A 22,297-nucleotide genomic window follows, 5' to 3' on the forward strand; every position below is an offset into this window, starting at 1 on the left:
CGCTCGCAGTTTGTAATGCGATAGCGGCGCTAGTTCTGCGGAAAGACCGTCTTGGGGCTGGCGTCGATCTTGCGCTGCTGGTCGGTGTGGCGCAGCAGGTACCAGCACGGCTTCAAGCCCTGATGCGGGAAGAACGTGTGCAGGCAGTCTTCCGGAGCGGGCGCGTCAAAGTAGTAGTCGGTGCGGCCGTTCTTCAGCTTGACGGCGTCGGAGTGCTCGACCATGACCTGCCCCTTGAATTCGTAGCCGGTGGGGATGTTGGCGCGAATGGCGATCTCCTCGGCGGCATAAACGATGGCCGAGAGGATCAACGCGGTCAGCAGCAAACGGCGCAGGGCGAACTTCATACGATGGTTTGACGGCAAATCTTAGCCGGAGTAAGAGGAAAAGTTCATTCCACCTTGGTGGAACGAACCTTGAACCGCAACGGAGCGCGGAGAGGCTCAGTTCTCCGCGTTGCCGGTGTCGTGCTGATCGCCAAACACGCGTGGAATCACGCGTCCCCAGATGAACTTGCCCACGTCGAGCAACTGCACGCCGATCTCACCGGCTTTGCCGTCGGCCGTGCTCCCCACCCAGGTGACCCGATAGCGGGCGCTGCTGTTCTTGTGGCGCACGCCAATGACGCAGCCGCGGTGCAGCTCATGCGTAACCCCGGTGATGCGGGCCCCGGTGGTGGTGACGTCGACGGTGGTGGCTTCCTGCTCGAAGACACGGCCCGCTGCGTCCATTCCCCACAAGTGGACGGGGAACATCATGTCAAAACGTACTTCTTGTCTTCTCCCCATAAAGCAAGACTCTAGCAGCGGCTCGAGAATAGTCCAAATGAAATCCAGACCCGGTGGCGCCGAGGGTAACCCCTTGGGCCGTACCGGATTACGTGGGCGGGCATGCTCCTAGGGTTCGGTCAGGATGGTCGAGTAAGGATCGAGCACGAGCTTCTGAGTGCCGGCAGGGACGGTCAACCGCAGGCGCGTGGTGGGGCCGTCGGCAAAGATGCGGGCAACGAACTGGAGCGTGCCGCCGGGCATCTGCGCATAGACCGGCACCGAGGTTACAAGGTCGCGCGGAGCCTTCTGCTGCTCAATGACGAAGGAAGCCGTGGTGCGCACAGCGCGGGTGAGTCGCAGGTTACTGATCTTCAGCTTGGGCATGGCCGCGCCCGCCACCCAGCCCTGGAAAAACCAGTCGAGGCTCTTGCGGCCCTCGTAGTAGAGCGTGTCGGGCAGAAATTCCTCGAAGACCTGCTGGAACTGGCGGGTGTCGGCAGCGCGGTGCTCGTAGCGTTGGCGGAAGGTACGCAGGGCGGAGAAGAAACGCGCGTCGGGGTCCTGCTCGTTCGCGGCGAGCGAAGCGTCATGGAACATGTGGCGCAGCATGTGCAGCAGCCAGGTGCCGCGTCCGTAGGCAATGTTGACGTAGCCGTTCGGGTAGCGCGAGGACTCCAGCCGCAAGCCCAGCGTGACCGGACCAGCGTCGGTCTGGCGACGCCCCTCGGCGGTGCTGGAAGAAAGGATGCCGCGGTATTCGTCGAGGATGAAGCGGGCGCGTTGCGGCGACTGGCGTTCCAGCAGCAGCCATGCGCTGTAGTTGGAGAGCGATTCCATCATCCACTGGTCGCGGTAGCTCTGCCAGCTTACAAGGTCTCCCCACCACTGGTGCGCGGTCTCGTGGTCAGCCATAAAGTCGCCGGTGGAGATGCGCTCGAACTCCTCCATGCCAAGGCGTTCCTTCTCGGCGTCGGTAAGGAAGGCGAGGCTGGAGAGGAAGACCATGCCGGGCCAGCCCTGGCTGATGGCACCGGGCAGTTGCGTATAGGAGACCGAGCGGAAGGGGAAGGCGCCAAACCACTGCTCGTAGTCGTGGATGGTCTGAGCCTGGCGCTGGGCAATGCGGGCGGCGCGGCGCTGGGCGTCCTCAACAAGGTTGGCCGCACCTTCCTTATGCTGGTTGGGCGCAGCCTTGGCGAGCGCTGCCTCAAAGGTTCCGGAGGCGTAGGCGTTGACCTCGACCGGGCCGGTGCTGGCGGTGGCCTGCTCATAGCGGCCAATGTTGAAGCCCGCAAAGGGGATCACGCTTTCGCTGACCCAGGTGCCAGACTTCTCGGTGGCGCTGGCGGTGTAGGCCGTGCGGTGGCCGGTGGCGACCAGCGTCCAATCGGCGGGCCAGCGGAAGCTCATGTCAAAGCGTGACATCTCCATGCCCCGGTTGGGATACCAGGTGCCGCGCGCGCCCACCCAAACAAGGCCGGGTGCGGCCTGTTGCATGACATTGCCGCGGTAGGTGAAGCGCAACTTGATCTGTTCTCCCGCGTGCAGTGTGCGGGGCAGGGCGACGGTTACAAAGTCATTGCCCAACTGAGCTAGGGCGCGGCTCTCGATGGCTTCGTTCTGCAGCACGGTCAACGGCTGGCCGTCCATGGTGACCTGCTCGACCTTGAGCCAGCGTGAAAGCTCAAAGACCAGCAGGCGCTGGCCGCCGTCGTGGACACTCAGCTCCAACTCGGCGGTGGCACGCAACTCTTCCGGGGGCAGCAACTGAGCGTCAATGCGTGTGAGGTTGGTGTAGACCGAGGTATTGCCGCGCCAAGGGTCGATGAGTCGCGCGGAAGCTGGCTGGGCGCGGGCGCGGCGGGCAGGGAAGGCCATCCAGAGATCGTAGTGGACCTTGTCGCCCTCGCCGGTGACCTGAGCGGCCACAAGCTGATCCTCGGCCAGCGCATCATAGGAGACGCTGAAGGCCCCGAGGCGTCCGACCATGTTGCAGTGCAACAGGCGGTCGGTGCCGGCGGGGAACTGGCTGGTCATGCTGAGCAGCAGGCGGAGACCGTCGAGCCGGGCGAAGTCGATGGCCTGCTGGTTGTGCAGGCGAACAAAATCGGCAGCGTCGTCCGGCGCGTTGCGGAGGAAAGGCGAGAGCTGCTGGGGGGTGTCGTCATTGAAGCGCAGATAGGCGGCGCGGAACTGCTCGTCGAGAATGCCGAGGCCGGTGAAAACGCCGAGCGAGGAGCGCTCTCCGGCGTTGGGCGGACGCAGCAGCACCTGGCCCTCGCCCTCGAAGTAGGCACCGGTGATGTGGCCGTCGACCGTGCGGGTGAAGGCGATAGTGCCATCGCTGAAATAGAGGTGCAGATCCTCGCGGTCGAGCGTGGCCTCGCGGATGTGGTAGACCTGCCGCTCGTCAAGCCCGACGGTGCGGAGTTCGCGATAAAGCGCAAGCACGTCTGACGAGGTGGACTGCGCGGCGGAAAAGACAGCGCAGAAGCCCAAGCCTGCGAGGAGCAGAGCGGCGACGGCGAGTTTGCGGAAGGCGGTCAGCATGAGTTTCCGTGCATGCCGGCTGGCGGGTTCCAGTGTAGCCAGAGCAAGGCCGTGACGGGCAGATAAATTTCGAGACCGGCGGAGCATTGGGGGTTTCTCGTAAGTGTAGGCGGGGATGTAAAATACAGGGACGCACGCGCCCTTGATATGCTCGCCTCACCAGGCTGGCCGTTTGGGCCGGAAGGCTTACCGCGGTCCGGCGTCCGGGGACCGCGACAAGGATACGGATGAAAAAGTTCTGGCTCTCATTGCTAGCCGTTGCCGCACTCTCCCTGCCTCTGTTTGCACAGCAGGAAGATACGGTGGTCGAAGAGATCGTCGCCCGCGTCAACAATTCCATCATCACCCGGGAAGACCTGCGCAAGAGCCGCGAGCAGATGCTGCGCGAGCTGCGGGAACAGAATGCGAACGCCACGCAGGCTGATATCGACAAGCGGGAAAAAGACAATCTGCGCGACCTCATCGACCAGCAGTTGCTTGTCCAGAAGGCGGCGGATGCCGGCATCAGCGCCGACGTGGAGACCGTGAAGCGGTTGGAAGAGCTTCGGCAGCAGATGGGCGCCAAGGACATGGAAGACCTCCAGAAGATGGCCGAGGCGGAAGGCATCAGCTGGGAAGAGTTCAAGAACAACACCAAGAACGGCATTCTGACGCAAAAGGTGATCAGCCAGGAAGTGGGCTCGCACATCACCATCACGCGGGAAGATGCGCGCAAATTTTACGAAGAGCACAAGGCGGAACTGGACCAGCCGGAAGCCGTCCGGTTGAGCGAAATTCTGATTGCGCCGCCCACTACGCCACTGAGCGAAGCGGACCAGAAGGCGGGCAAGAGCGCGCCGCCGCCTTCGCAGGAGCAGTTGGACGCCGCCGAAGCGCGGGCCAACGAGGTTCTGGCGAAGTTGAAGTCGGGCGCCAAGTTTGAGGACCTGGCAAAGCAGTATTCGGGCGGACCGACGGCGCAGCAGGGCGGCGATCTTGGATATTTCAAGCGCGGCATGTTGGCCAAAGAGCTGGAGACACCGACCTATTCGTTGAAGATCGGCGAAACCACCGGCGTCCTTCGCACCAAGCAGGGCTTCCTGATCCTGAAGGTGAACGACCACACGCAGGCCGGACTGCCGCCATTCGACAAGGTCGAAAGTCAGATCAACGAGAACCTCTACATGCGCCGGATTCAGCCGGCGTTGCGTGAATTCCTGACGAAACTGCGCGAAGACGCCTACATCGACATCAAGCCGGGTTACACCGACAGCGGTGCCAGCGCGAACCAGACCAAGCTGATTTACACCAGCGCCAACCCCGACGCCGACAAGAAAAAGAAGAAGGGCAAGTACAGCCGCAAGAACAAGAACATGGGCCGCTTCGAAAAGGCGGGGTCGGAGAAGACGGGCAAGGAGACTTCCGCCGCTACATCGAGCGCGCTGGTGACGGTGCCGGGCAAAAAGTTGAGCCGCGCCGAACAGCGTTCGCTGACCGCCGAACTGAAGGCGAAGGAAAAGGAGCAGCGCGAAGAAGACAAGGAGCGCTTCGCCGCGTTGAAGAAGCTGCCCAGGGATCAGCGCAAGCAGGAAGAGAAGAAGCTGCGCGAGGAGATCAAGGAGCGCAACGCCGACCAGGCCGACGCCAAGAAGGAAGCGCGCAAGCAGTACAAGAAGGACGTCCGCCTGGAGGACAAGAAGGGACGCATAGAGCAGAAGCGCGCCGAAGCCCGCGCCATCGCGCCCGATCCGGAGCGGCTGGCGCAGTTGAAGTCGATGTCTCCCAAGGAGCGCCGCATTGCTCTGAGGAAGGAAAAGGCCGAGCAGCGCCGCATCATGAAGGAGAAGGAGCACGAGATCAAGAAGCTCCCGAAGGCCGAGCGCAAGGCTGCGGAACAAAAGCTGAAGGAAGAAGGCAAGGTGCTTCGCAAGCAGCAGGAGAATGAGCGCCGCGCTGTCCTCCGTGCCCCGGTTGCCAACGAAGCGAAGGAGGCCGAGAAGCAGGCCAAGCAGGAGCAGAAGCAGGCCAAGCGCGAGCCTCGCGAGTCCAAGAAGACGCGCATCCGCAAGCAGGAAGCGGCTGCGGCAGCCAAGCAGGCGGCCTCCGGTTCCGGTGGCGAGCAGGCCCAGGGCGTGGTGGTGGAAGACCAGAACCCGCACGCCAACATGAGCGCCAAGGAGTTGAAGGAACTCCAGCGCAAGGAGCAGGCCAAGGCCAGGCAGCAGCTGAAGGAAACCAAGGAGAGGATGAAAGACCTCCCCAAGGAAGACCGCAAGGCTGAGATGGACCGCATTCGCGAGGAGGCCAAGGAACGCGATACGCAACTGAAGGCCGAAGAGCGCGCGGCCCGCGAAAAGGCTGTGGTCTCCAAGCAGGACAAGAAGGCCGCCGCCGAGAACAAGACGGTGGACAAGAATAAGACGGACAACAAGGACGACGCGTCGAAGGACGATCAGGAGTCCAGCTCGAAGAAGAAAAAGAAGTTCATCCTGTTCTAGAAAGACAGGGTGGAAATACGAAGGCGGCCCGCTTGGGCCGCCTTAAGTTTTGCGCGTGAAGCGCAGCGAAGCAGGAGCGGCTTCGCAATGCTGCTATTTGTTGGTGAAGCCCTTGCGGCGCTGCGTGGAATAAGCGGCCAGCGCGGCTTCAATCACCGGGAATGCGTGGCTGGCGGGCAGCACCTCGTCGACTTCGACCTGCTTGCCTTCCAGTTGCTTATAGTCCTGGAAGAAGCGGCGCAGCATGTTCAGACGGTGGTGCGGCATCTCGCTGGCTTCGTGATAGCTGGCGAACTCGGGGTCCTTGGTGGCCACGGCAATGATCTTGTAGTCGGGCTTGCCGCCGTCGATCATGCTCATCAGGCCGATGGTGCGCGCCTGCATGATGGTCAGGGGCACGACGGGCTCCTGGCAGAAAACCAGCACGTCGAGCGGATCGTCGTCCTCGGCGAGCGTCTGCGGGATGAAGCCGTAGTTGGCCGGGTAGTAGACGGCGGAATAAAGGATGCGGTCGAGCCGGATCAGTCCGCTCTGCTTGTCCAGTTCGTATTTCACGCTCGAGCCGAACGGAATCTCGATGACGGCGTTGAATTCCTTGGGGATTCCTTCTCCGGGAGTGATGTCGTGCCAGGCGTGAATCATTGCGAAAAACTTCCTTCCTTGTATCTTGATTGTTGGCTGAATCTCTATTGTAACGAACTCGCGGGCCGAAGGGGGCGCTGGAGCGCGGTAGAATCAAGCTTCGCACCACGCAACGCCCGCGATACGGTACATCAACTTGGCTGAAAACACGACGAACAAAGCGCCCCGCCCGGCCCGTGGCTCCTCCGCCATGGTGGCCGCCGGCATCCTGCTAAGCCGGCTGGCAGGGCTGGTGACTTGGCGTTTGCGCGCCAAATACCTGGGCGCGGGGCTGGCGGCGGACGCCTACAATGCGGCTTTCCGCATGCCCAACATGCTGCAGAATCTGCTGGGCGAAGGCGTGCTTTCGGCGTCGTTCATTCCGGTCTACGCGCGCCTGCGGGCCGAAGGCCGCGACAAGGAAGCCAGCGAACTGGCGGAAGCGATCTTCGCGCTGCTGGCCATGGTGGCGGCGGTCGTGGTCGGGCTGGGCATACTGTGCGCGCCGCTGCTGGTCACCATTCTGACGCCGGGCTTTGCGGGCGAAAAGCGCGAGCTGACCATCGCGCTGGTGCGCATCGTCTTCCCCGGCACGGGGCTGCTGGTGTTCTCCGCCTGGTGCCTGGGCGTGCTGAACAGCCACCGCAAGTTCTTCCTCTCCTACGCCGCGCCGGTGGTGATGAATGTGGCGATTATTGTGGCGCTGCTGTGGAAGGGCGGGCTGGCCAAGCTCGGCACGGTGCCACTGTCCTACGTCATCTCCTGGGCCACGGTAGTGGGCGCGCTGTTGCAGTTCGGTGTGCAGATACCGAGCGTGCTGCGCATCCTGCGTCCGGTGAACGGACGCTTTGCGCTGCGCACGGCGCACGTGGCGGCGGTGATTGCGGCGTTTGTGCCGGTGTTCATCAGCCGCGGCGTCTTCCAGATCTCCGGCTTCATCGACCTTCAGCTTGCCAGCTTTTTGCCGAACGGCAACGTGCTGCTCGGCTACGCGCAAACGCTTTACATGCTGCCGGTCTCGCTGTTCGGCATGTCGGTCTCGGCCGCCGAGTTGCCTGCGATGTCGAGCGCCCTGGGGACCGACTCGGAGATTGCGGCGACGCTGCGCACGAGGCTGGCGGCGGGGCTGGAAAAGATTGCCTACTTCGTAGTGCCCTCGGCCGTGGCTTTTGTGCTGCTCGGCAACGTGGTGGCTGCGACCATCTATCAGTCGGGACGCTTTGGCCGCACGGACGTGCTCTTTGTGTGGGCCGCTTTGGCCGGCTCCGGCGTGGGCCTGCTGGCGCAGACCATGGGGCGGCTGTACTCCTCGACCTTCTACGCGCTGCGCGACACGCGCACGCCTCTGCGCTTCGCCATCATCCGCGTGGTGCTTACGCTGGCGCTGGGCTACCTAATGGCGATTCCGACGCCGCGCCTGCTGCACATTGAGTTGAACTGGGGCGTCGCCGGTCTGACGGCCTCGGCGGGCATTGCCGGCTGGGTGGAGTTTACGATGCTGCGCCACGCGCTGCGCGAACGCATTGGGCGCGTGGAGTTCCCCGTGGTGTTCGTGGCGAAGCTGTGGGCGGCGGCGCTGGTGGCGGCCGTGGCGGGCGCGGCCATTGAGTACTTCATGCCCGTGCAGCATCCGGTACTGACCGGCATCGCCGTGCTGGTGCCGTTTGGCGCGCTCTATCTGCTGTTCACAAGATTGCTGGGTGTTGGCGCGGGAGCCGAGGTGTTGCTGCGCCGTCTGCGGCGAAGCTGACCCCGGCTCCCACCATTCTCTATTCCGTGAAAACCTATTCGCTGGCTTTGTTCAGCGCCGCAATCTGCTCGGCCGTGAGCTTCAGGTCGATGGCCGAACTCAGGTCTTTAAGCTGCTCCACGGTGGTGGCGCTGGCAATCGGCGCGGTGATGGAGGGCCGCGCGATCAGCCAAGCCAGGGCGATGGCCGCGTGCGAGTGCCTGGTCTCGGCGGCCAGCGTGTCGAGCGTGGAGAGCACGCGCAGGCCGCGAACGTTCAGATACTTGCCTGCTCCGGCACCGCGCGCCTTGCCCTTCAGATCGGCCTCGGTGCGGTACTTGCCGCTCAGGAAGCCGCTGGCGAGCGAGTAGTAAGGAATGACGCCGAGCTTGTGCTTGAGCACCACGGGCTCCAGGTCCTGCTCGTAGGTGGCGCGCTCCACAAGGTTGTACTGCGGTTGCAGGGTCTCATAGCGCGGCAGATTGTGCTGCCTGCTCACTTCCAGAGCCTGCTCCAGCCGCGCGCCCGTGTAGTTGGAAGCGCCGATGGCGCGTACCTTGCCGGAGGCGATCAGCGAAGCGTGAGCTTCGAGCGTCTCTTCGAGCGGCGTGCTTTCGTCGTCGCGGTGCGACTGATAGAGGTCGATGTGGTCGGTGCGCAGGCGGCGCAGAGAGTCCTCAACGGCCTGAATGATGTACGCCTTGCGCAGGCCGGTCTTGCCGTCGCCCAGGTCCATGCCGACCTTGGTGAACAGCAGGACCTTGTCGCGCTTGCCGCTCTTGGCAAACCACTCGCCCAGAATCGTCTCGGATTCGCCGCCCTTGTTGCCCGGCGCCCAGCGCGAGTAAACGTCGGCGGTGTCGATGGCGTTCAGGCCCAGGTCCACAAAGGCGTCGAGCAGCTTGAAGGAGCGCGCGGCGTCCGCGGTCCAGCCAAAGACGTTGCCGCCAAAGACCAGCGGAACAATTTCGAGTCCGGAATTACCAAGCTTACGGAACTGCATTTCAAAAGTCCTTTCGCAACCAAAACAGTAACGTTCTCTCTGGTTGGATGCGCGAAACGCGGAGAAGGTAGCAGCCTGCGCGCCCGGGCTAGCTCACCAGTTGCTGCAGGGCCTGCACGTTGTGCAGGTCGTCGAGCGGCTCATCAATTGGCGTCTCGGCCAGGAATGCGGCGTGAGCCGTGCGCGGATCGTTGAGCAGGCGACGGAAGAGCGCGGTGCCAATGGTGCCGCGGCCGATGTGTTCGTGGCGGTCGAGCTTGCTGCCGCAGGCGGCCTTCGCGTCATTACAATGCCAGACGGGGACGTTGGAGAGGCCGATCGTATCGTCAAGCTGGCGCATGGTCGCTTCGTAGCCCTCGGGGGTTACCAGGTCGTAGCCGCAGACGTGCGTGTGACAGGTGTCGATGCAGGCGGCTGCGGGCACGCGCGAGCGCAGCGCGCTCACCAACTCGGCAACCTGCTCAAAGCTGCCGCCCAAGGAGTGCTCGGAGCCGGCCGTGTTTTCGATGAGCACGGTCAGCCCGCCATCTGCGAGGGCGAGCTTGTCGGCGGCGCGGGCAATGGTCTCCACGGCCTTGCGCAGGCCATCCTCGCGCGTGCTGCCGCGCCACGAGCCGGGATGCAGCACGATGTACTCGGCGCCCAGCGCGAGGCCGCGCTCCATCTCACCACGAAAGGCCGTGACGCTCTTCTCGAGAATTTCGTCATTCACGGCTGCCACATTGATGAGGTAGTTGGCGTGGATGACCAGCGGTTTCAAGTCGTACTTTGCACGCAGCGAGCGCATGGTCTCGCACTGCACGGGCGTCAGGTCATACGGACGCCACATGCGCGGACTCGAGGAGAAGATCTGCAATGCGCCACAGCCCAGGCGGTAGGCACGCTCGGCGGCCAGCTCCACGCCTCCGGCGGTGGAGGTGTGTATGCCGATGCGGCGCGCAGGGCGCACGGGCGGTTCGGCGGGAGCAGGGATGAGCTTGAGAACGTCTTTTTCTGCGCCTTTGCTGATGGCACGGGGCATGTCGATGCAACCTCCGGGGAACTTGTGAGTGTAGCACCGCGGGGCTGTTCGCCCCGTCCGGCGCGGCGTATGCTTGCTGCCATGAGACCGACGGATTCCTCGCGTGAAGGGCTGCGGGCCATCAAGTCCGAGCCGAGCCTGTACCTGCTGGAGCTGCTGTGGCGCTGGTCATTCGGGCTGGGCGCAATGGGAATCCTTTTCCTGAGCTTGCGGCCCATCGTCAACGCCGTGCAGTTGACGCAGATGGACCAGCAGATGCTCTCCACGCGCAACCCGGAGATGATGATGGGCGCCATCACGGACATGCTGGGCGACGTGTTGCCCATCCTCGTGCGCGTGCTGGCTTGGGCGCTGCCCGCGCTGGCCATTCTGTGGGCCATGGCTGTGACCATCGGGCGCGGGGCAACCGTGCGTTCGCTGGCGCGGCGGTTCGCCATCGAAGGCGGACGCGAACTGCCTGAGTGGAAGGCTTCCGCCTGGCGCGCGATGGCCGGCCTTAGCGCGGCGCGCGTGATGATGGGACTTATTCTGTTCATCGGCTATGTGGGGGCCTCGCTGATCGCCTCCGGCGTGCGCGGAGACGGCCAGGATGTGGGCCGCCTCCTGCTGGGCGCGCTGGTCTTTCTGTTCGTCTTCGGTGTGTCTATGCTGGCGTGGACGGCGGTGGACAAGGTGCTGGTGATTGCCCCGGTGTTTGTGGCGCGCGATGGCGCAGGTACCCTGACGGCCATTGCCAAGACGCTGCTGTTTGCCCGCGAGCAGAAGTCTGCGTTGCGTGAAATCCGGTTGGGCGGCGCGGCGGTGGAGATCGTCTGCCTGTTTGTTTTCGGTGCCGCCGGGTTGGTGTGCATCCCGCTGGCGAATTCCGCGCCGGTGTGGGTGACGGGCGGCGTGGCCACGGCGCTGACGGTCGTCTACTGTGCGGTGAGCGACTACTTTGCGCTGGCGCGCATGGGCGCCTATGCTGCGCTGGCGGTGCAATCCATGCCCGTTGGGGCCGAGGTGGTGGCAAAACAGGCCTGAAACGGGTGTTCCCGGCGCGAGAGGCTTTACATTCGAGCGCCCGGAATGCGAACCTTAAGTGTGGAACATCAAGCTCTTCCCGCCATTGTCGTCCTCGATTTCGGCTCGCAATACACGCAACTGATTGCGCGCCGCATTCGTGAATTCAACGTCTACAGCGTGGTGCTGCCCTGTACGGCGAAGCTGGAGGATGTAAAGGCCGCCAACCCGGTCGGCATCATCCTCTCCGGCGGCCCGTGCTCGGTTTATGACCCGGACGCGCCGCCCGCCGATGACCGCGTGTTGCACCTGGGCCTGCCGGTGCTTGGCATCTGCTACGGGCTGCAGTTCATGACGCACAAGCTGGGTGGCACAGTACATGCCGCCAGCAAGCGCGAGTACGGCCACGCCGAAGTGACGGTTGAAGAATCGTCGGTGCTGTTTGCCGAGCTGCCCAAGACGCTCTCGGTCTGGATGTCGCACGGCGATGAGGCGGAGAAACTCGCGCCGGGCTTCAAGCTGGTGGCGCGCACCTCCAATGCCATCGCCGCCATCGAAGACGCCGCGCGCAAGTTCTATGCCGTGCAGTTCCACCCGGAAGTGCACCATACGCCGCTGGGCGCGCAGGTGCTGCGCAACTTCGTTTTTGGCGTGTGCCAGGCGGAGCCCTCGTGGACGCCGAAGAAGTTCATCGAGTCGACCATCGCGCAGGTGCGCGAGACGGTTGGCGAGAACGGCCGCGCCATCTGCGCCATCTCCGGTGGCGTGGATTCCAGCGTGGCGGCCACGCTGGTGCATCGTGCGATCGGCTCTCGGCTGACCTGCGTGTTCGTGAACAACGGCGTGCTGCGCAAGAACGAGTTTGCCAAGGTGCAGGAAAACCTGCGCACCAAGCTCGGGCTGAATATTGACGCCGTCGACGCCTCGGATCGCTTCCTGTCAAAGCTGGCGGGCGTGACCGAACCGGAAAAGAAGCGCAAGATCATCGGCAACGAGTTCATAGAGGTCTTTGACGCGGAGGCGCAGCGCATCGAGCGCGAAAGCGGACACGTCGATTGGCTGGTGCAGGGCACGCTCTATCCGGACGTGATCGAGTCGGTCAGCGTGCGCGGCCCGTCGCAGACCATCAAGAGCCACCACAACGTGGGCGGCCTGCCGGAAAAGATGAAGCTCAAGCTGATTGAGCCTCTGAAGGACCTGTTCAAGGACGAAGTGCGCCGCATTGGCCGCGACCTTGGCGTGCCGGACGAGATGCTGCAACGCCAGCCCTTCCCCGGCCCCGGCCTGGCCGTGCGCATTCTCGGCGAAATCACGCCGGAGCGCATTGCGCTACTGCAGGAAGCCGATGACATCGTCATCACCGAGATCCGCCGCGCGGGCCTGTACGAGAAGATCTGGCAGTCGTTTGCCGTGCTGTTGCCGGTGATGAGCGTGGGCGTGATGGGCGACCAGCGCACCTACGCCTACACCTGCGCCATCCGCGCCGTGCACAGCGAAGACGGCATGACCGCCGACTGGGTGCCGCTGCCCTATGAGGTGCTGAAGACCATCAGCAGCCGGATTGTGAACGAGGTGAAGGGCATCAACCGCGTGGTGTATGACATCACCTCGAAGCCGCCCGGAACCATCGAGTGGGAGTAGGTTTTGTAAGGGAGTTTGAAGCTGAAGGGCCGTGGCGATGCTGCGGCCCTTTGCTTTTACGCGCTCAATGAGGCCGGTCAGTTGGTGAGGAGAGGGTACTAGGAGCGGAACGCGGCGCGGCCATTCCACCAGAGCGCATAGGCGATCAGCTCAAGGGCGAAAAACGCCATGGTGTTGATGACCAGCAGTACGATGAGAGGATTGCCGTCGGGTACGCGCAACAGCCACACCACGCGTGCGAAGGCCAACGCCGCAGCGATCACAAAGAGCATGGCGACGAAGAGCAGGCGGCTGGCCGATGAGCGGTGAACCTCCCCTGGCGCGCAGTTTGTGGCTGGAGTTCGCCGCATCCAGAGTGCGAACCAGACGGTGAGTGCGACCAGCCCGAGCACGCTGCTGACGTGTTGCAGCACGGTGTAGACATGGCGCGGGCCGATGAATGGCTCGTTCACCATGCGGAGCAGCAGGGGCCAGCGTTCGGCGAGCGGGCTGTCGCGATGGGTGAATGCGTCCCAGAGAATGTGCGTGGCAATGCCCGCAGCGGCCGAGAGCACAATGCGCGCAAAGCGCGATGGCGGCCCCCACGCGAACGGGCCCAATAGCGGCTTCACATGCTCTTCCATCGAGACCGGCAGCAGTGCTGCCAGCGGCCGCTTGAGTACCGCGTGGAACAGCCACAGGGCCAGGAGCGAGGCGGGCAGCGTGTAAAGCAGAACACCCGGCCAGCGATGCCCCACATGGTGTGGGCCGAGCAGTACAAAGTAGCCAAAGTCCGGGGCGAGCGTGCCAACGATGAACGCAGACGCAACAAAGCCCATCCGCCGGAACGGAAGATAAGCGGCGGCGTGGGCGGGAGTGAACGGCATTGTCTAGTGGCCCGTCCTCGTCGTGTCCTCGTCGTGCGGCTTGTCCTGCACGGGGCCGAGATGGCGTTCCGTCAGCTCGTCCCGCAGAATCTCAAAGGCCTCGTCGGGTGAATTGACGAAGCGGAACAGCGACAGGTCCTTCTCGGAGATGGTGCCGCTATCGGCCAGCGCCTCCAGGTTGATGACCTTGCGCCAGTAATCCTCGCCATAGATGAGGATCGTCAGCTTCTTGGCGAGTTTCTCCGTCTGTGCCAGCGTCAGCAGCTCAAACAGCTCGTCAAGCGTGCCAAAGCCGCCGGGGAAAACCACCAGCCCTTTGGCCAGATAGGCGAACCACAGCTTGCGCATGAAGAAGTAGTGGAACTCAAAGTTCAAGGAGGGCGAGATGTAGGGGTTGGGCATCTGCTCAAAGGGCAGCTTGATGTTCAGCCCGAGCGTCTCCCCGCCGGCTTCGCGCGCGCCGCGGTTGGCGGCTTCCATGATGCCGGGGCCACCCCCGGTGGTGACAACGAAGCGGCGCCGCCGCGAAGGGATCGACATGCTCCACTGCGTCAACAGGTAGGCCAATCGGCGCGCATCTTCGTAGTAGCGGGCCATCTGCACGCCCATCTGCGCGCGGCGCACCTTGCGCTGCTCCTCCTCAGGAGCGGGGGCGGCGCCATAGGGCTTCTCGAGCAGCAGCAACTCTTCTTCCGCCTGGCTGCGGCTGTGGAAGCGAGCCGAGCCGAAAAAGACGACCGTATCCTGCACGTGCTCATGGCGGAACCGCGCCAGAGGCTCCATGTATTCGGAAAGGATGCGCAACGGGCGGCCATCGGGGCTGTTCAGAAAATTAGCGTTCTCATACGCCAGCGCCGCGCGGCCAAAATGATTCTTCTTGTGTTCGTCCATAGGGAATTAGACGCTCCGGGGAGCAAGGATACACAAGTTTTGCGCCGTGAGTTTTGCGTTTTCCACGGCAGCGCGACTTTGCCCGCGCTGTGGTGTCGCAACCTCCGTGCGGTTGTACGGAAAAGTGCTCAGCGGCGCGTGGGCGTGTCGTGATAGTAGATGGCGTCGAAGATTCCGATCCAAATGTCGAGTAGGCCGATGCCGGTCAGCACGCCGCGTGTGAAGTTGTTCAACAATACCAGCTTCAGGATCGGCAGATGACGAAGCAGCGGATTGGAAGCCCAGAAAGGCGTCCAAGGCAGCACGGTCAGCACAATGCCGGCCCACACGGCCACGACCACTTCCAGCACCAGCAACAGCCGTTGCGCCCAGATGGGGACAGTCGCCACCGGCGTCACGGGCGTTGAGAAATCCGTGCGCGGCATGCCGTGGAATTCAGCCATGGGAGACTGATCCCGCGGTGCAGGTGCGGAGTAGGGCTGGGCGGGCTCGTCGGGCAGACCGTGGTCTCCTGCCGGGCGCTGAAAATCCATGGTTAGGATTCTACGTCGAGCGAGGGGTTTCGTGCAGGGGCGGTCCCTCAATTGTCACGCGTCCCTCAGGAAGCGGCGTTCGGATTGGTGCCGTACTATTTCTTTCCCGCAGTGCTCTTCGCCGATCGCGTCTTTGCGGGGGAGACACGTTCGGCCATGAGCGTGAGATTGGGAAGCGCAAGCTGCTCGCGGAGTTGTTTTTCAATTAGAGACTGAGCCACAGGATCCAGCGGGCGTCTGGCCTCATAGCGTGCGAATACCGTGGCGCCATTGGCATCAAGCTGAATGTTGAATGCCTGAAGGGGAATCTCCTGGGGCCAGGCTGCTTTGATCGCCGGCGCATAACGCGCCACCAGTTCCGCTTGAATTTCTGCGAGTGATTTGGGTGCCGAAGGCGCGGGCGGCTGGGCCACCGGAGTGAGGCGCTGCATCAGCTCCGTCAATTCGCTCTGGCTCGCCACCGTGGAAACCGCGATTTCCGCCTTGAGGCCCGATCGCCTTGAAATATCCATTTCAGCTTGCCGCACCGTATCCTCGGGAACAGTGCTTGTGGAGACGAGGCGAACCAGCACGGAACTGCGTCCGACTTCCACTTGCCGCGACAGTACGGCCCCGGCAGGAAGCAGGTGTTTTACGGCCTCCTGCACCGCCGTGCGTGCAGCGGCTTCGGTTGCCACCTGGTGCAGGGCGCTTTGCAGGGGAAGGGCGATTGCAGCGACCAGTACCAGTACCATTACCAGCCGCCACCGCATTTGTCCTGCGCCGGTGACAAGCCGGGCGAATGGGCCACGCAGCATGCGCCGGGCGAAAATGCGGCTGCGGCGGAAGTGCTCCACATCGGTCCATATCTCCGGTGAATTCATGCCGGTCAACACGAAAATCAGAAAGGCGCTGGCAGCGATCGTCACCAGGTTGGTCAGGAACAGCAATCCGGCGCCGCGCATGATGGTCGTGTCCGCGCCGTTGCCCAGCCCAAACCCCACGGTGCAGAGCGGCGGCATGAGGGCCACGGCGATGGCGACACCGGGCAGCGTGGTCGCCTGGTTTCCGGAACCCATGCGGCATAACATCACGGAGCCTGCCAGGCCCGAGAACAAAGCCACGCCGAGGTCGAGCAGGTTGGGGTTGGTGCGCGCCAGCACCTCCCCGGTGACCGAGTGGAAGGGCAGCATCCAGACGAAGGATGCCGACAGCCCGATGGATACCAGTATGCTGATAAGAAGCGTGCCCACGGCTCTCGCGGCCAGATACAGATCTCCGGCGGCCAGTGCCAGCCCCGTGGCCATAATGGGGCCCATCAGTGGCGAAATCAGCATGGCGCCAATGATGACGGCTGGACTATTGAGGACGAGTCCCAAGGTGGCGATTCCGGCAGCGAAGATGATTTCCAACCAGTAGTTCAGGTTCGTGGGATCAGCGGATTCAGCAATCTGCTGATAGACAAAAGGCTTGCTCTCCGGCACGATCCGCAGCCAGTGCTGAAGTCTCGCCCAGGTGGTAGGCGTCAATGTCTGGTCGGTCACAAGGCTCCTCCGAGCTTGAGATTCTATTCCATTTGAGCCCGAGAGCCAGCCTTCTGTCGGTCTATCCACTGTCCCCGCGGGAAGGCAGGCTCCCCGAATCTCCTCAGTTTGGATTAGACTTTGGAGGCTGCAACAGAGGGTCATCTCCGACGATGCGGGGGATGGAACGCGACAACCGCTTTTCGAGGAACGCGGAAAGGAGATTCCAGTGAAGAAATTGACAGCGTTATTGGCGCTTGTGTGCCTGGCGATTTCAACCAGTTGGGCTTCTGAGAAGGAAACAGAGCGGGTTCAGAACGCAGGCAAGGTGATGCAGGAGATTCTGAACATTCCGGAGGGAATTCCGGAGTCGATCCTGAATCAGGCCGACTGCGTGATTGTTCTGCCTTCGGTGATCAAGTTCGCCATCGGACTGGGTGGCAACTACGGGCGCGGCGTGATGACGTGCCGCACCAACAACTTCAAGGGGTCTTGGGGAGCTCCGGCCATGATCGCCCTGGAGGGCGGAAGCTTTGGGCTGCAACTCGGCGGGCAGGCCACGGACTTTGTGCTGCTGGTGATGAATGACCGCGGGGCAAATGGCATTCTTACCGGCAAGGTAAAGCTGGGCGCGGATGCCGCCGCTGCCGCCGGGCCCAAGGGGCGCGATGCCGCCGCCGCCACCGACGTGACCATGCGCGCGGAGATCCTGAGCTACTCGCGCTCGCGCGGCCTGTTCGCGGGCATCTCGCTGGAAGGCTCCACGCTGCGGCCCGATAATGGCGCAATCAAGAAGCTCTATGGCAGAGAGATTGATGCCAAGAAGATTGTGCTGGGCAATGCGGTAAAGGCGCCTGCTTCGGCGAGAGTATTGCTTTCCACGCTGAACAAGAAGTCTCCGCACCATAGCAAGTAACCGGAACAGCCCGCCTGGCGCTGTGCCGGGCGGGCCAACCCGCTCCCGCCTTCAGAGATTTCACCCGACCACCCTGTATGCAATGGTTCTTCGGCTGAACCATGCGGACGCCTTGCGCTTTGTGCCGCGTACGCTTCGCTACAATACGGCCATGAGCGAACCGAACGAGGCATCGCTGCCGGAACTGCTGCGCAAGCGCTGGGCTGCCGAGATCGTGGCGGCTGTCTGCGCGGTTCTCGCATATGTAGGCACGCTGGCCTTTGGCTTTGTCAGCGACGACGCCGTGCAGGTGGCCGGCAACCCAGCGCTGGCCAGTTGGAGCGCCACGCTGCGCTATTTCCACACAGACATCTGGGCAGGGCTGTTCAACTTTCTGCCTTACTACCGTCCGGTCTTCATGCTGTGGCTGCGGCTCAACTACGCCTTGTTCGGCGCGGAGCCGACGGGTTGGCACGCTACTTCCGTGGCGCTGCATGTGCTGGCCACGGTGCTGGTGTGCCGGTTGGCAATGCGGCTGGGCGTCGGACGAATTGCGGCCTGCGCCGCCGGAGTGCTGTTCGCGCTGCATCCAGCGCACATTGAATCCGTCGCGTGGGTCTCCGGTGTGACCGACCCTCTGCTGACGGTGCTCGTCTGCAGCAGTGCGCTGTGGTACTTGGAATTTGCGGAAACAGGCGGCGCGCGTGCGGCGGCGATCTCTGTCGTGCTGGCGGCGCTGGCCATGCTGTCGAAGGAATCAGGCGTCATGCTGCCGCTTTTGCTGGCGGCCATGCTGCCGGTGGTTGCCCCGGCTGCACGGCGTCGAGCGGCCATGCTGCTTCCGGTTTATGTGCTGCTGGCGGGAGGGTATCTGCTGGTGCGCCACGCGGTGTTGCACGCGGAGGCCATGCATAGCATGTCTCCCGCGGAGTTGCTGTGGAGCATGCCGTCGGCGGCGCTGTTCTATTTTCGCCAGCTCGTTCTGCCGTGGCATCTGGCTCTCTACCAGAACTTTGCCATCGTACGCAGTGCGGCGCAGACGCAGTTCTGGGCCGTCACGCTGGCGCTCCTCGTTCTGGTGGCGTTGCTTGCCCTTTGGGTTCGTCATAGCGACAGACGTGGCGCGGTGCTTGCCTGCCTGTTATGGGTGGCGTTGCCGCTGGCTCCGGCCGTGCTCAAGATGAATGCTTTTCCCGCCGGGGAGTGGGTGCATGATCGCTATCTTTACCTGCCGAGCGTCGGTTTCTGCCTGCTGCTGGCGCTGGCGGCGGAAGAGTTGATCGCGCGCAAGGGAGTGTCGGCGAAATCCATGGGCTGGGCTGCGTCGGCGGTTGCGGCCACTTATCTTGCGGTGCTCTCGGTCAACCTATTGCCGTGGGGCAGCAACCTGCTGCTTTACCGTCATGCCGTCGAGGTTGCACCTAACAACCCGGTAGCCGTTGTAGACCTTGGCATGACCTACCTGGAAAAGGGAAACCTGCGCGATGGCGTTCCGTTGATGGAACGCGCGGTGGCGCTGCTGCCGCAGAATGCGCGGCTCCAGTTGGAGCTAGCGAACGCCTACCATCAGGCCGGGAGCCGCAAGGCGGCAGCAGATGCCCTTGGCCGTGCGATGGACCTGAACCCGGATATTGCGCAGGAGTGGACACTGCTGAGTGAACTTTGTCTCGAGTCCGGCGATGCCAGCGGTGCACTGGCAGCAGCGAAGAAGTCAATTGCGCTCGACGCCAAGGGGCCGCACGCGCATGCCATGCTCGGCTTTGCCCATTGGACGCTGGGCAACCGCAGCGCGGCCGAGCAAGCCTTCTCGGAAGAGCTGAGGATCAATCCTGCAAACGGGCAGGTCGTCCGCGCGCTGGAGGCCCTGCGCACGGGGCAACCCTCACCATTCCGTCAATAGCTGCCGACTAGCTGCCCAGTTGCGTCCGCAGTTCGCGGACGCGGTCTGCCGTGTCGCGGAAATCGATATCGTTGCCCAGCACCTGCAGAAATTGCGTCAACGCATCCTGCATGCGCCCGGCGTTTTGCAGCGCGCAGGCCAGGTCATAGCGCACGGCGGAGCGGCTCTGCTCGTCAGGGGCAACCGTGAGGGCACGTTCAAACCACTTAAAGCTGGCTTCGGGCAGGCTCTTTTCCACGAAGCAGTGCGCCAGCCACGTGTAGGCCTGCAGCAACTGCGCGAAAGGCCGCCCGGCCTCGGCGGAGGAGCACACCTTCTGCAACTCGCCGATGGCTTCGTCGTACAACCCCATTTCGCGATAGGCCATGCCTAGCTCGTAGTGGCGGTCGAGGTCGACCTCCTCTTCCGGAGCGGCGCCCTCCTCGAATTCGTCGATCAGGTCGGCGAACATGGCGTTGTCAGCGGAGGCGGCAATCTGCGGCACCGGAGCTTCAACCGGAGCGGATGCTTGCGGCGCGGCATATGCCGGGGGCGGTGGAACAACAGGGGGGCTGACCACTGGCACCGTTGTAGCGGCAGCAGGAGCCGGCGGAGCGACTGGCGCGAGGTCGAATGCGTCACCGAGCGAGGCATCCAGTTCGGCGGCGAAATCGCCAAACCCCGCAGGTTCCGGTGCTGCGGCTACCTCCGGCAAAATCTCGGCCGGCGGCACCAAGGGCTGTACCACAGGCGGCTCCGGCGTAGGTGCCGGGGGAGTCCACGGCTGTTCTTCGATGACGGGTGGCTGCCAGGCCGATTCGACGGGCGGAGCCGGAACAGGTTCGGGAGTCCGTGGGGCTACTTCTTCAGGTGCTTCCTCAACCACCAGCGCCATCTTTCCGGCAGCACTGGCCGGAGGATTTGAAAGCAGGCCCGCATCCGTCAGTTGCTGGCGCAGCTTGGGCAGTGCAGGGTGTCCGGGGGCGAGTTGCGTCAGCCGGTCAATCCCATTCTGCGCATCGCGCCACATATTCTGCGTGAGGTAGAAGCGTATCTCCTCCACCAGTTCGGAGACGGACTCAACGGCTGGCGCCGTCTGAACGGGGACATCGCTTGTTCCCTTGATCTCCTGCTGATGGACGCTGTCCCATTCATCGGAGAGGTCGATTTCCTCGACTTCGCCGTAGGAGACCGGGTCGGGAACCGGAGGCGGTGCCGCCGGCTCAATCATAAACTCGGGAATTGCGGGCTTGGTGACGGTGGATGCAGGAATCTCCGGCTGCTGCACCTTCACGGAGATGCCAGCGGCCTGTGCCGGTTCAAGGCCAGCCATGGCGGCGAACCGGCGTGCCTCCTCGAGCCGTCCCTTCTGGTTGTAAACCTTGTAGAGCGTTGTGTAGCAGCGCCGGGTATCGGCGGGGCGCTCCAGCCGCGTATAGATGCTGGCCAGCGTGGTGTTGAGGCGCACGTCCTCCGGAGCGCGGCGCAGTGCGGACTCCAGCACCGGCAGAGCATTCGCCGGGGCGCCGTAGTTCTCGCACATTTCGGCTTCGCTCAACGACACACGGATGACCTCTTCCACCTCCGGCGCATAGGTCTGCACCAGAGGGCCATCCACCATCATCATGGCGGCTTCGTTGTCCTCGGTCAGCGCGTGATGCTTGTCGTTGGGGCTGGGGCCGCCGAGCTTGGCGCAGAGCTGGCGGTAGCTCTGCATATGCAGGGAATTATCGGGCTCGGCCTGCGTGAGTTCGTAGTAAAGATCACGGGCCAGTTGCAGGTCGCCGGAGTTGGTGGCCAGCTGAGCGCGCAGCTCGGTCAACTCTCCCATCTGGGACAGGTCGCCGGAGCGCTGGAAGAGCCGCTGCAGAATATCGAGTCCTTCGCGGTCGTCCTTTACCTTGGCCACGCTGCTGTGCAGGTACATGGCAATGGCCTGCGAGTTGTTGACCAGCAACGTCTCGGAGAACTCATTAATGAGCCGCAGGGCCTCCATGTGCTTGCCGTCGGTGAAGAGGCGCTCGGCCAGCTGCAGGATGCCGGAGCTGTCCTGGTGCACGGTTTGCAGGCGCCGTGCAACGGCGTTGACCTCATCCATCTGCCCAAGCTGCAGTTGCGCCCGGAGCAGGCCGCGCAAGGCCGAGGGGCGCGAATCGAGATCGGCGATGGCCTCATATTGCGCGATGGCGGCCATGTTCTCGCCCAGCTCGCCCAGGATCTTGGCGCGCATCTCTTTCGCACGCACATCTTCGGCATCAATGGCCAGGATGCGGCCCAGCACGTCGCGGCTGGCTTCCAGAGCTTTGCGCTCGTAGAGCATCACCGCTGATTTCATCAACAATTCATGTGCTTCGCGCTTGCTGCCGGTCTGCACCAGCAACTCGGCAAGACGCATCTGCAGCGCGGAGTTTTCCGGATCAAAGGTGAGGATGCGGCGTAGGATGCGAATGGCCTCGGCGGGACGCCCGCCGCGCGTGTGCGCGTCGGCCAGGATGGCGAACTGCTGGCGCGCCTCGTTCGACATCTTCTGCTGCGCGTAAAGCTCGGCCAGACGCTCCACGTCGTTCAGCGCCTTGGGGTCGACCTTGGTCAGCTTCTTAAAGATGGCGATCGCCTTCAGCGCATAGCCATCCTTGGCGTAGCTCTCGGCCACGGTGCGGAAATTCTGCACGGCCTGCGCCGTCTGGTTCAGCTTGACGCAAAGGTCGCCAATCGTATTCAGCACGTGCAGGTCGGTCGGGTCGTGCTTGATCAGCTTCTCGTATTCGGCAATCGCCTGCGGCAGCTTGTTCTGCTGCACGTACTTTTCAGCCGTGGCGCGGGTGCGTTCTTTGTTGAATCCAAAACCAAGCATCGTCTTCCCCAAATGCGCGAGTGCGGAGTCCGAAGTTCGCTCGTGGAGAGGCCCTTCGGGGGC

17 protein-coding genes are annotated in these 22,297 nt (G+C 63.2%); 6 read left to right on the forward strand and 11 right to left on the reverse strand.

The features are described 5' to 3' along the window. Nucleotides 1–29: 29 nt before the first annotated feature. From AC6IZO_RS14935 to AC6IZO_RS14945, 3 genes are all read right to left on the reverse strand, one after another. Nucleotides 30–347, reverse strand: a complete 318-nt coding sequence (locus AC6IZO_RS14935; RefSeq protein ID WP_497806023.1) for a hypothetical protein — start codon at nt 345–347, stop codon at nt 30–32. 96 nt (nt 348–443) lie between these two features. After that, nucleotides 444–758 (reverse strand): hypothetical protein, encoded by a 315-nt coding sequence (locus tag AC6IZO_RS14940; RefSeq protein WP_497806025.1) that lies wholly within the window; start codon nt 756–758, stop codon nt 444–446. Nucleotides 759–896: 138 nt separating this feature from the next. After that, entirely contained in the window at nt 897–3,320 is a 2,424-nt protein-coding gene (locus tag AC6IZO_RS14945; protein ID WP_497806027.1) for a M1 family metallopeptidase, read from the reverse strand. A 227-nt stretch (nt 3,321–3,547) separates the two neighbouring features. Here AC6IZO_RS14945 and AC6IZO_RS14950 point away from each other — a divergent pair, with 227 nt between their 5' ends. Continuing rightward, complete coding sequence (locus AC6IZO_RS14950; RefSeq protein ID WP_497806029.1) at nt 3,548–5,797, forward strand: peptidylprolyl isomerase; 2,250 nt, start codon at nt 3,548–3,550, stop codon at nt 5,795–5,797. Between the two features lie 93 nt (nt 5,798–5,890). Here AC6IZO_RS14950 and AC6IZO_RS14955 read toward each other — a convergent pair whose 3' ends face one another. Further along, a complete protein-coding gene (locus AC6IZO_RS14955) occupies nt 5,891–6,439 on the reverse strand; it encodes an inorganic diphosphatase (RefSeq protein ID WP_497806031.1) in 549 nt (182 codons plus the stop codon). 136 nt (nt 6,440–6,575) lie between these two features. On the opposite strand from AC6IZO_RS14955, the gene murJ reads away from it, so the two are divergent. Further along, nucleotides 6,576–8,168 (forward strand): murein biosynthesis integral membrane protein MurJ, encoded by a 1,593-nt coding sequence (murJ, locus tag AC6IZO_RS14960; protein WP_497806033.1) that lies wholly within the window; start codon nt 6,576–6,578, stop codon nt 8,166–8,168. Nucleotides 8,169–8,202: 34 nt separating this feature from the next. Here the strand turns inward: murJ and AC6IZO_RS14965 are convergent, their stop codons facing one another. Both AC6IZO_RS14965 and AC6IZO_RS14970 read right to left on the reverse strand, forming a co-directional pair. Continuing rightward, nucleotides 8,203–9,150 carry an aldo/keto reductase gene (locus tag AC6IZO_RS14965; protein ID WP_497806035.1) on the reverse strand — a complete coding sequence of 316 codons (948 nt, stop codon included), beginning with the start codon at nt 9,148–9,150 and terminating at the stop codon, nt 8,203–8,205. 88 nt (nt 9,151–9,238) lie between these two features. Then, nucleotides 9,239–10,171, reverse strand: coding sequence for a deoxyribonuclease IV (locus tag AC6IZO_RS14970; RefSeq protein WP_497806037.1), 933 nt, complete (start codon nt 10,169–10,171; stop codon nt 9,239–9,241). Between the two features lie 81 nt (nt 10,172–10,252). Here AC6IZO_RS14970 and AC6IZO_RS14975 point away from each other — a divergent pair, with 81 nt between their 5' ends. Together AC6IZO_RS14975 and guaA are read left to right on the forward strand one after the other, a co-directional pair. After that, entirely contained in the window at nt 10,253–11,194 is a 942-nt protein-coding gene (locus tag AC6IZO_RS14975; protein ID WP_497806039.1) for a hypothetical protein, read from the forward strand. Between the two features lie 45 nt (nt 11,195–11,239). After that, nucleotides 11,240–12,814, forward strand: coding sequence for a glutamine-hydrolyzing GMP synthase (gene guaA, locus AC6IZO_RS14980; RefSeq protein WP_497806041.1), 1,575 nt, complete (start codon nt 11,240–11,242; stop codon nt 12,812–12,814). Between the two features lie 98 nt (nt 12,815–12,912). Here guaA and AC6IZO_RS14985 read toward each other — a convergent pair whose 3' ends face one another. The 4 genes from AC6IZO_RS14985 to AC6IZO_RS15000 all read right to left on the reverse strand — a co-directional run bounded on the left by AC6IZO_RS14985 (nt 12,913) and on the right by AC6IZO_RS15000 (nt 16,627). After that, nucleotides 12,913–13,680, reverse strand: coding sequence for a DUF4184 family protein (locus AC6IZO_RS14985; RefSeq protein WP_497806043.1), 768 nt, complete (start codon nt 13,678–13,680; stop codon nt 12,913–12,915). A 3-nt stretch (nt 13,681–13,683) separates the two neighbouring features. Continuing rightward, a complete protein-coding gene (locus AC6IZO_RS14990) occupies nt 13,684–14,571 on the reverse strand; it encodes an LOG family protein (RefSeq protein ID WP_497806045.1) in 888 nt (295 codons plus the stop codon). A gap of 128 nt (nt 14,572–14,699) precedes the next feature. Beyond that, the gene (locus tag AC6IZO_RS14995; protein WP_497806047.1) at nt 14,700–15,104 is read right to left on the reverse strand and encodes a hypothetical protein; all 405 of its coding nucleotides are present in this window, start codon (nt 15,102–15,104) and stop codon (nt 14,700–14,702) included. A gap of 95 nt (nt 15,105–15,199) precedes the next feature. Beyond that, nucleotides 15,200–16,627 (reverse strand): DUF389 domain-containing protein, encoded by a 1,428-nt coding sequence (locus tag AC6IZO_RS15000; protein WP_497806049.1) that lies wholly within the window; start codon nt 16,625–16,627, stop codon nt 15,200–15,202. Between the two features lie 208 nt (nt 16,628–16,835). On the opposite strand from AC6IZO_RS15000, the gene AC6IZO_RS15005 reads away from it, so the two are divergent. Continuing rightward, on the forward strand, nt 16,836–17,522 hold the full coding sequence (locus AC6IZO_RS15005; protein WP_497806051.1) for a lipid-binding SYLF domain-containing protein: 687 nt from the start codon (nt 16,836–16,838) through the stop codon (nt 17,520–17,522). Nucleotides 17,523–17,673: 151 nt separating this feature from the next. Continuing rightward, nucleotides 17,674–19,401, forward strand: coding sequence for a tetratricopeptide repeat protein (locus AC6IZO_RS15010; protein ID WP_497806053.1), 1,728 nt, complete (start codon nt 17,674–17,676; stop codon nt 19,399–19,401). Between the two features lie 7 nt (nt 19,402–19,408). On the opposite strand, the gene AC6IZO_RS15015 is transcribed toward AC6IZO_RS15010, so the two are convergent. Next, nucleotides 19,409–22,234 (reverse strand): tetratricopeptide repeat protein, encoded by a 2,826-nt coding sequence (locus AC6IZO_RS15015; RefSeq protein WP_497806055.1) that lies wholly within the window; start codon nt 22,232–22,234, stop codon nt 19,409–19,411. Between the last annotated feature and the right edge of the window lie 63 nt (nt 22,235–22,297).

This window comes from Oryzophilus luti (genome assembly GCF_059726245.1).

Bases quoted from the DNA above. Each gene is read 5' to 3' on its own strand.
- AC6IZO_RS14935 (WP_497806023.1), bottom strand. From the start codon at position 347: ATGAAGTTCGCCCTGCGCCGTTTGCTGCTGACCGCGTTGATCCTCTCG.
- AC6IZO_RS14940 (WP_497806025.1), bottom strand. From the start codon at position 758: ATGATGTTCCCCGTCCACTTGTGGGGAATGGACGCAGCGGGCCGTGTC.
- AC6IZO_RS14945 (WP_497806027.1), bottom strand. From the start codon at position 3,320: ATGCTGACCGCCTTCCGCAAACTCGCCGTCGCCGCTCTGCTCCTCGCA.
- AC6IZO_RS14950 (WP_497806029.1), top strand. From the start codon at position 3,548: ATGAAAAAGTTCTGGCTCTCATTGCTAGCCGTTGCCGCACTCTCCCTG.
- AC6IZO_RS14955 (WP_497806031.1), bottom strand. From the start codon at position 6,439: ATGATTCACGCCTGGCACGACATCACTCCCGGAGAAGGAATCCCCAAG.
- AC6IZO_RS14965 (WP_497806035.1), bottom strand. From the start codon at position 9,150: ATGCAGTTCCGTAAGCTTGGTAATTCCGGACTCGAAATTGTTCCGCTG.
- AC6IZO_RS14970 (WP_497806037.1), bottom strand. From the start codon at position 10,171: ATGCCCCGTGCCATCAGCAAAGGCGCAGAAAAAGACGTTCTCAAGCTC.
- AC6IZO_RS14975 (WP_497806039.1), top strand. From the start codon at position 10,253: ATGAGACCGACGGATTCCTCGCGTGAAGGGCTGCGGGCCATCAAGTCC.
- guaA (WP_497806041.1), top strand. From the start codon at position 11,240: ATGCGAACCTTAAGTGTGGAACATCAAGCTCTTCCCGCCATTGTCGTC.
- AC6IZO_RS14985 (WP_497806043.1), bottom strand. From the start codon at position 13,680: ATGCCGTTCACTCCCGCCCACGCCGCCGCTTATCTTCCGTTCCGGCGG.
- AC6IZO_RS14990 (WP_497806045.1), bottom strand. From the start codon at position 14,571: ATGGACGAACACAAGAAGAATCATTTTGGCCGCGCGGCGCTGGCGTAT.
- AC6IZO_RS14995 (WP_497806047.1), bottom strand. From the start codon at position 15,104: ATGGATTTTCAGCGCCCGGCAGGAGACCACGGTCTGCCCGACGAGCCC.
- AC6IZO_RS15010 (WP_497806053.1), top strand. From the start codon at position 17,674: ATGAGCGAACCGAACGAGGCATCGCTGCCGGAACTGCTGCGCAAGCGC.
- AC6IZO_RS15015 (WP_497806055.1), bottom strand. From the start codon at position 22,234: ATGCTTGGTTTTGGATTCAACAAAGAACGCACCCGCGCCACGGCTGAA.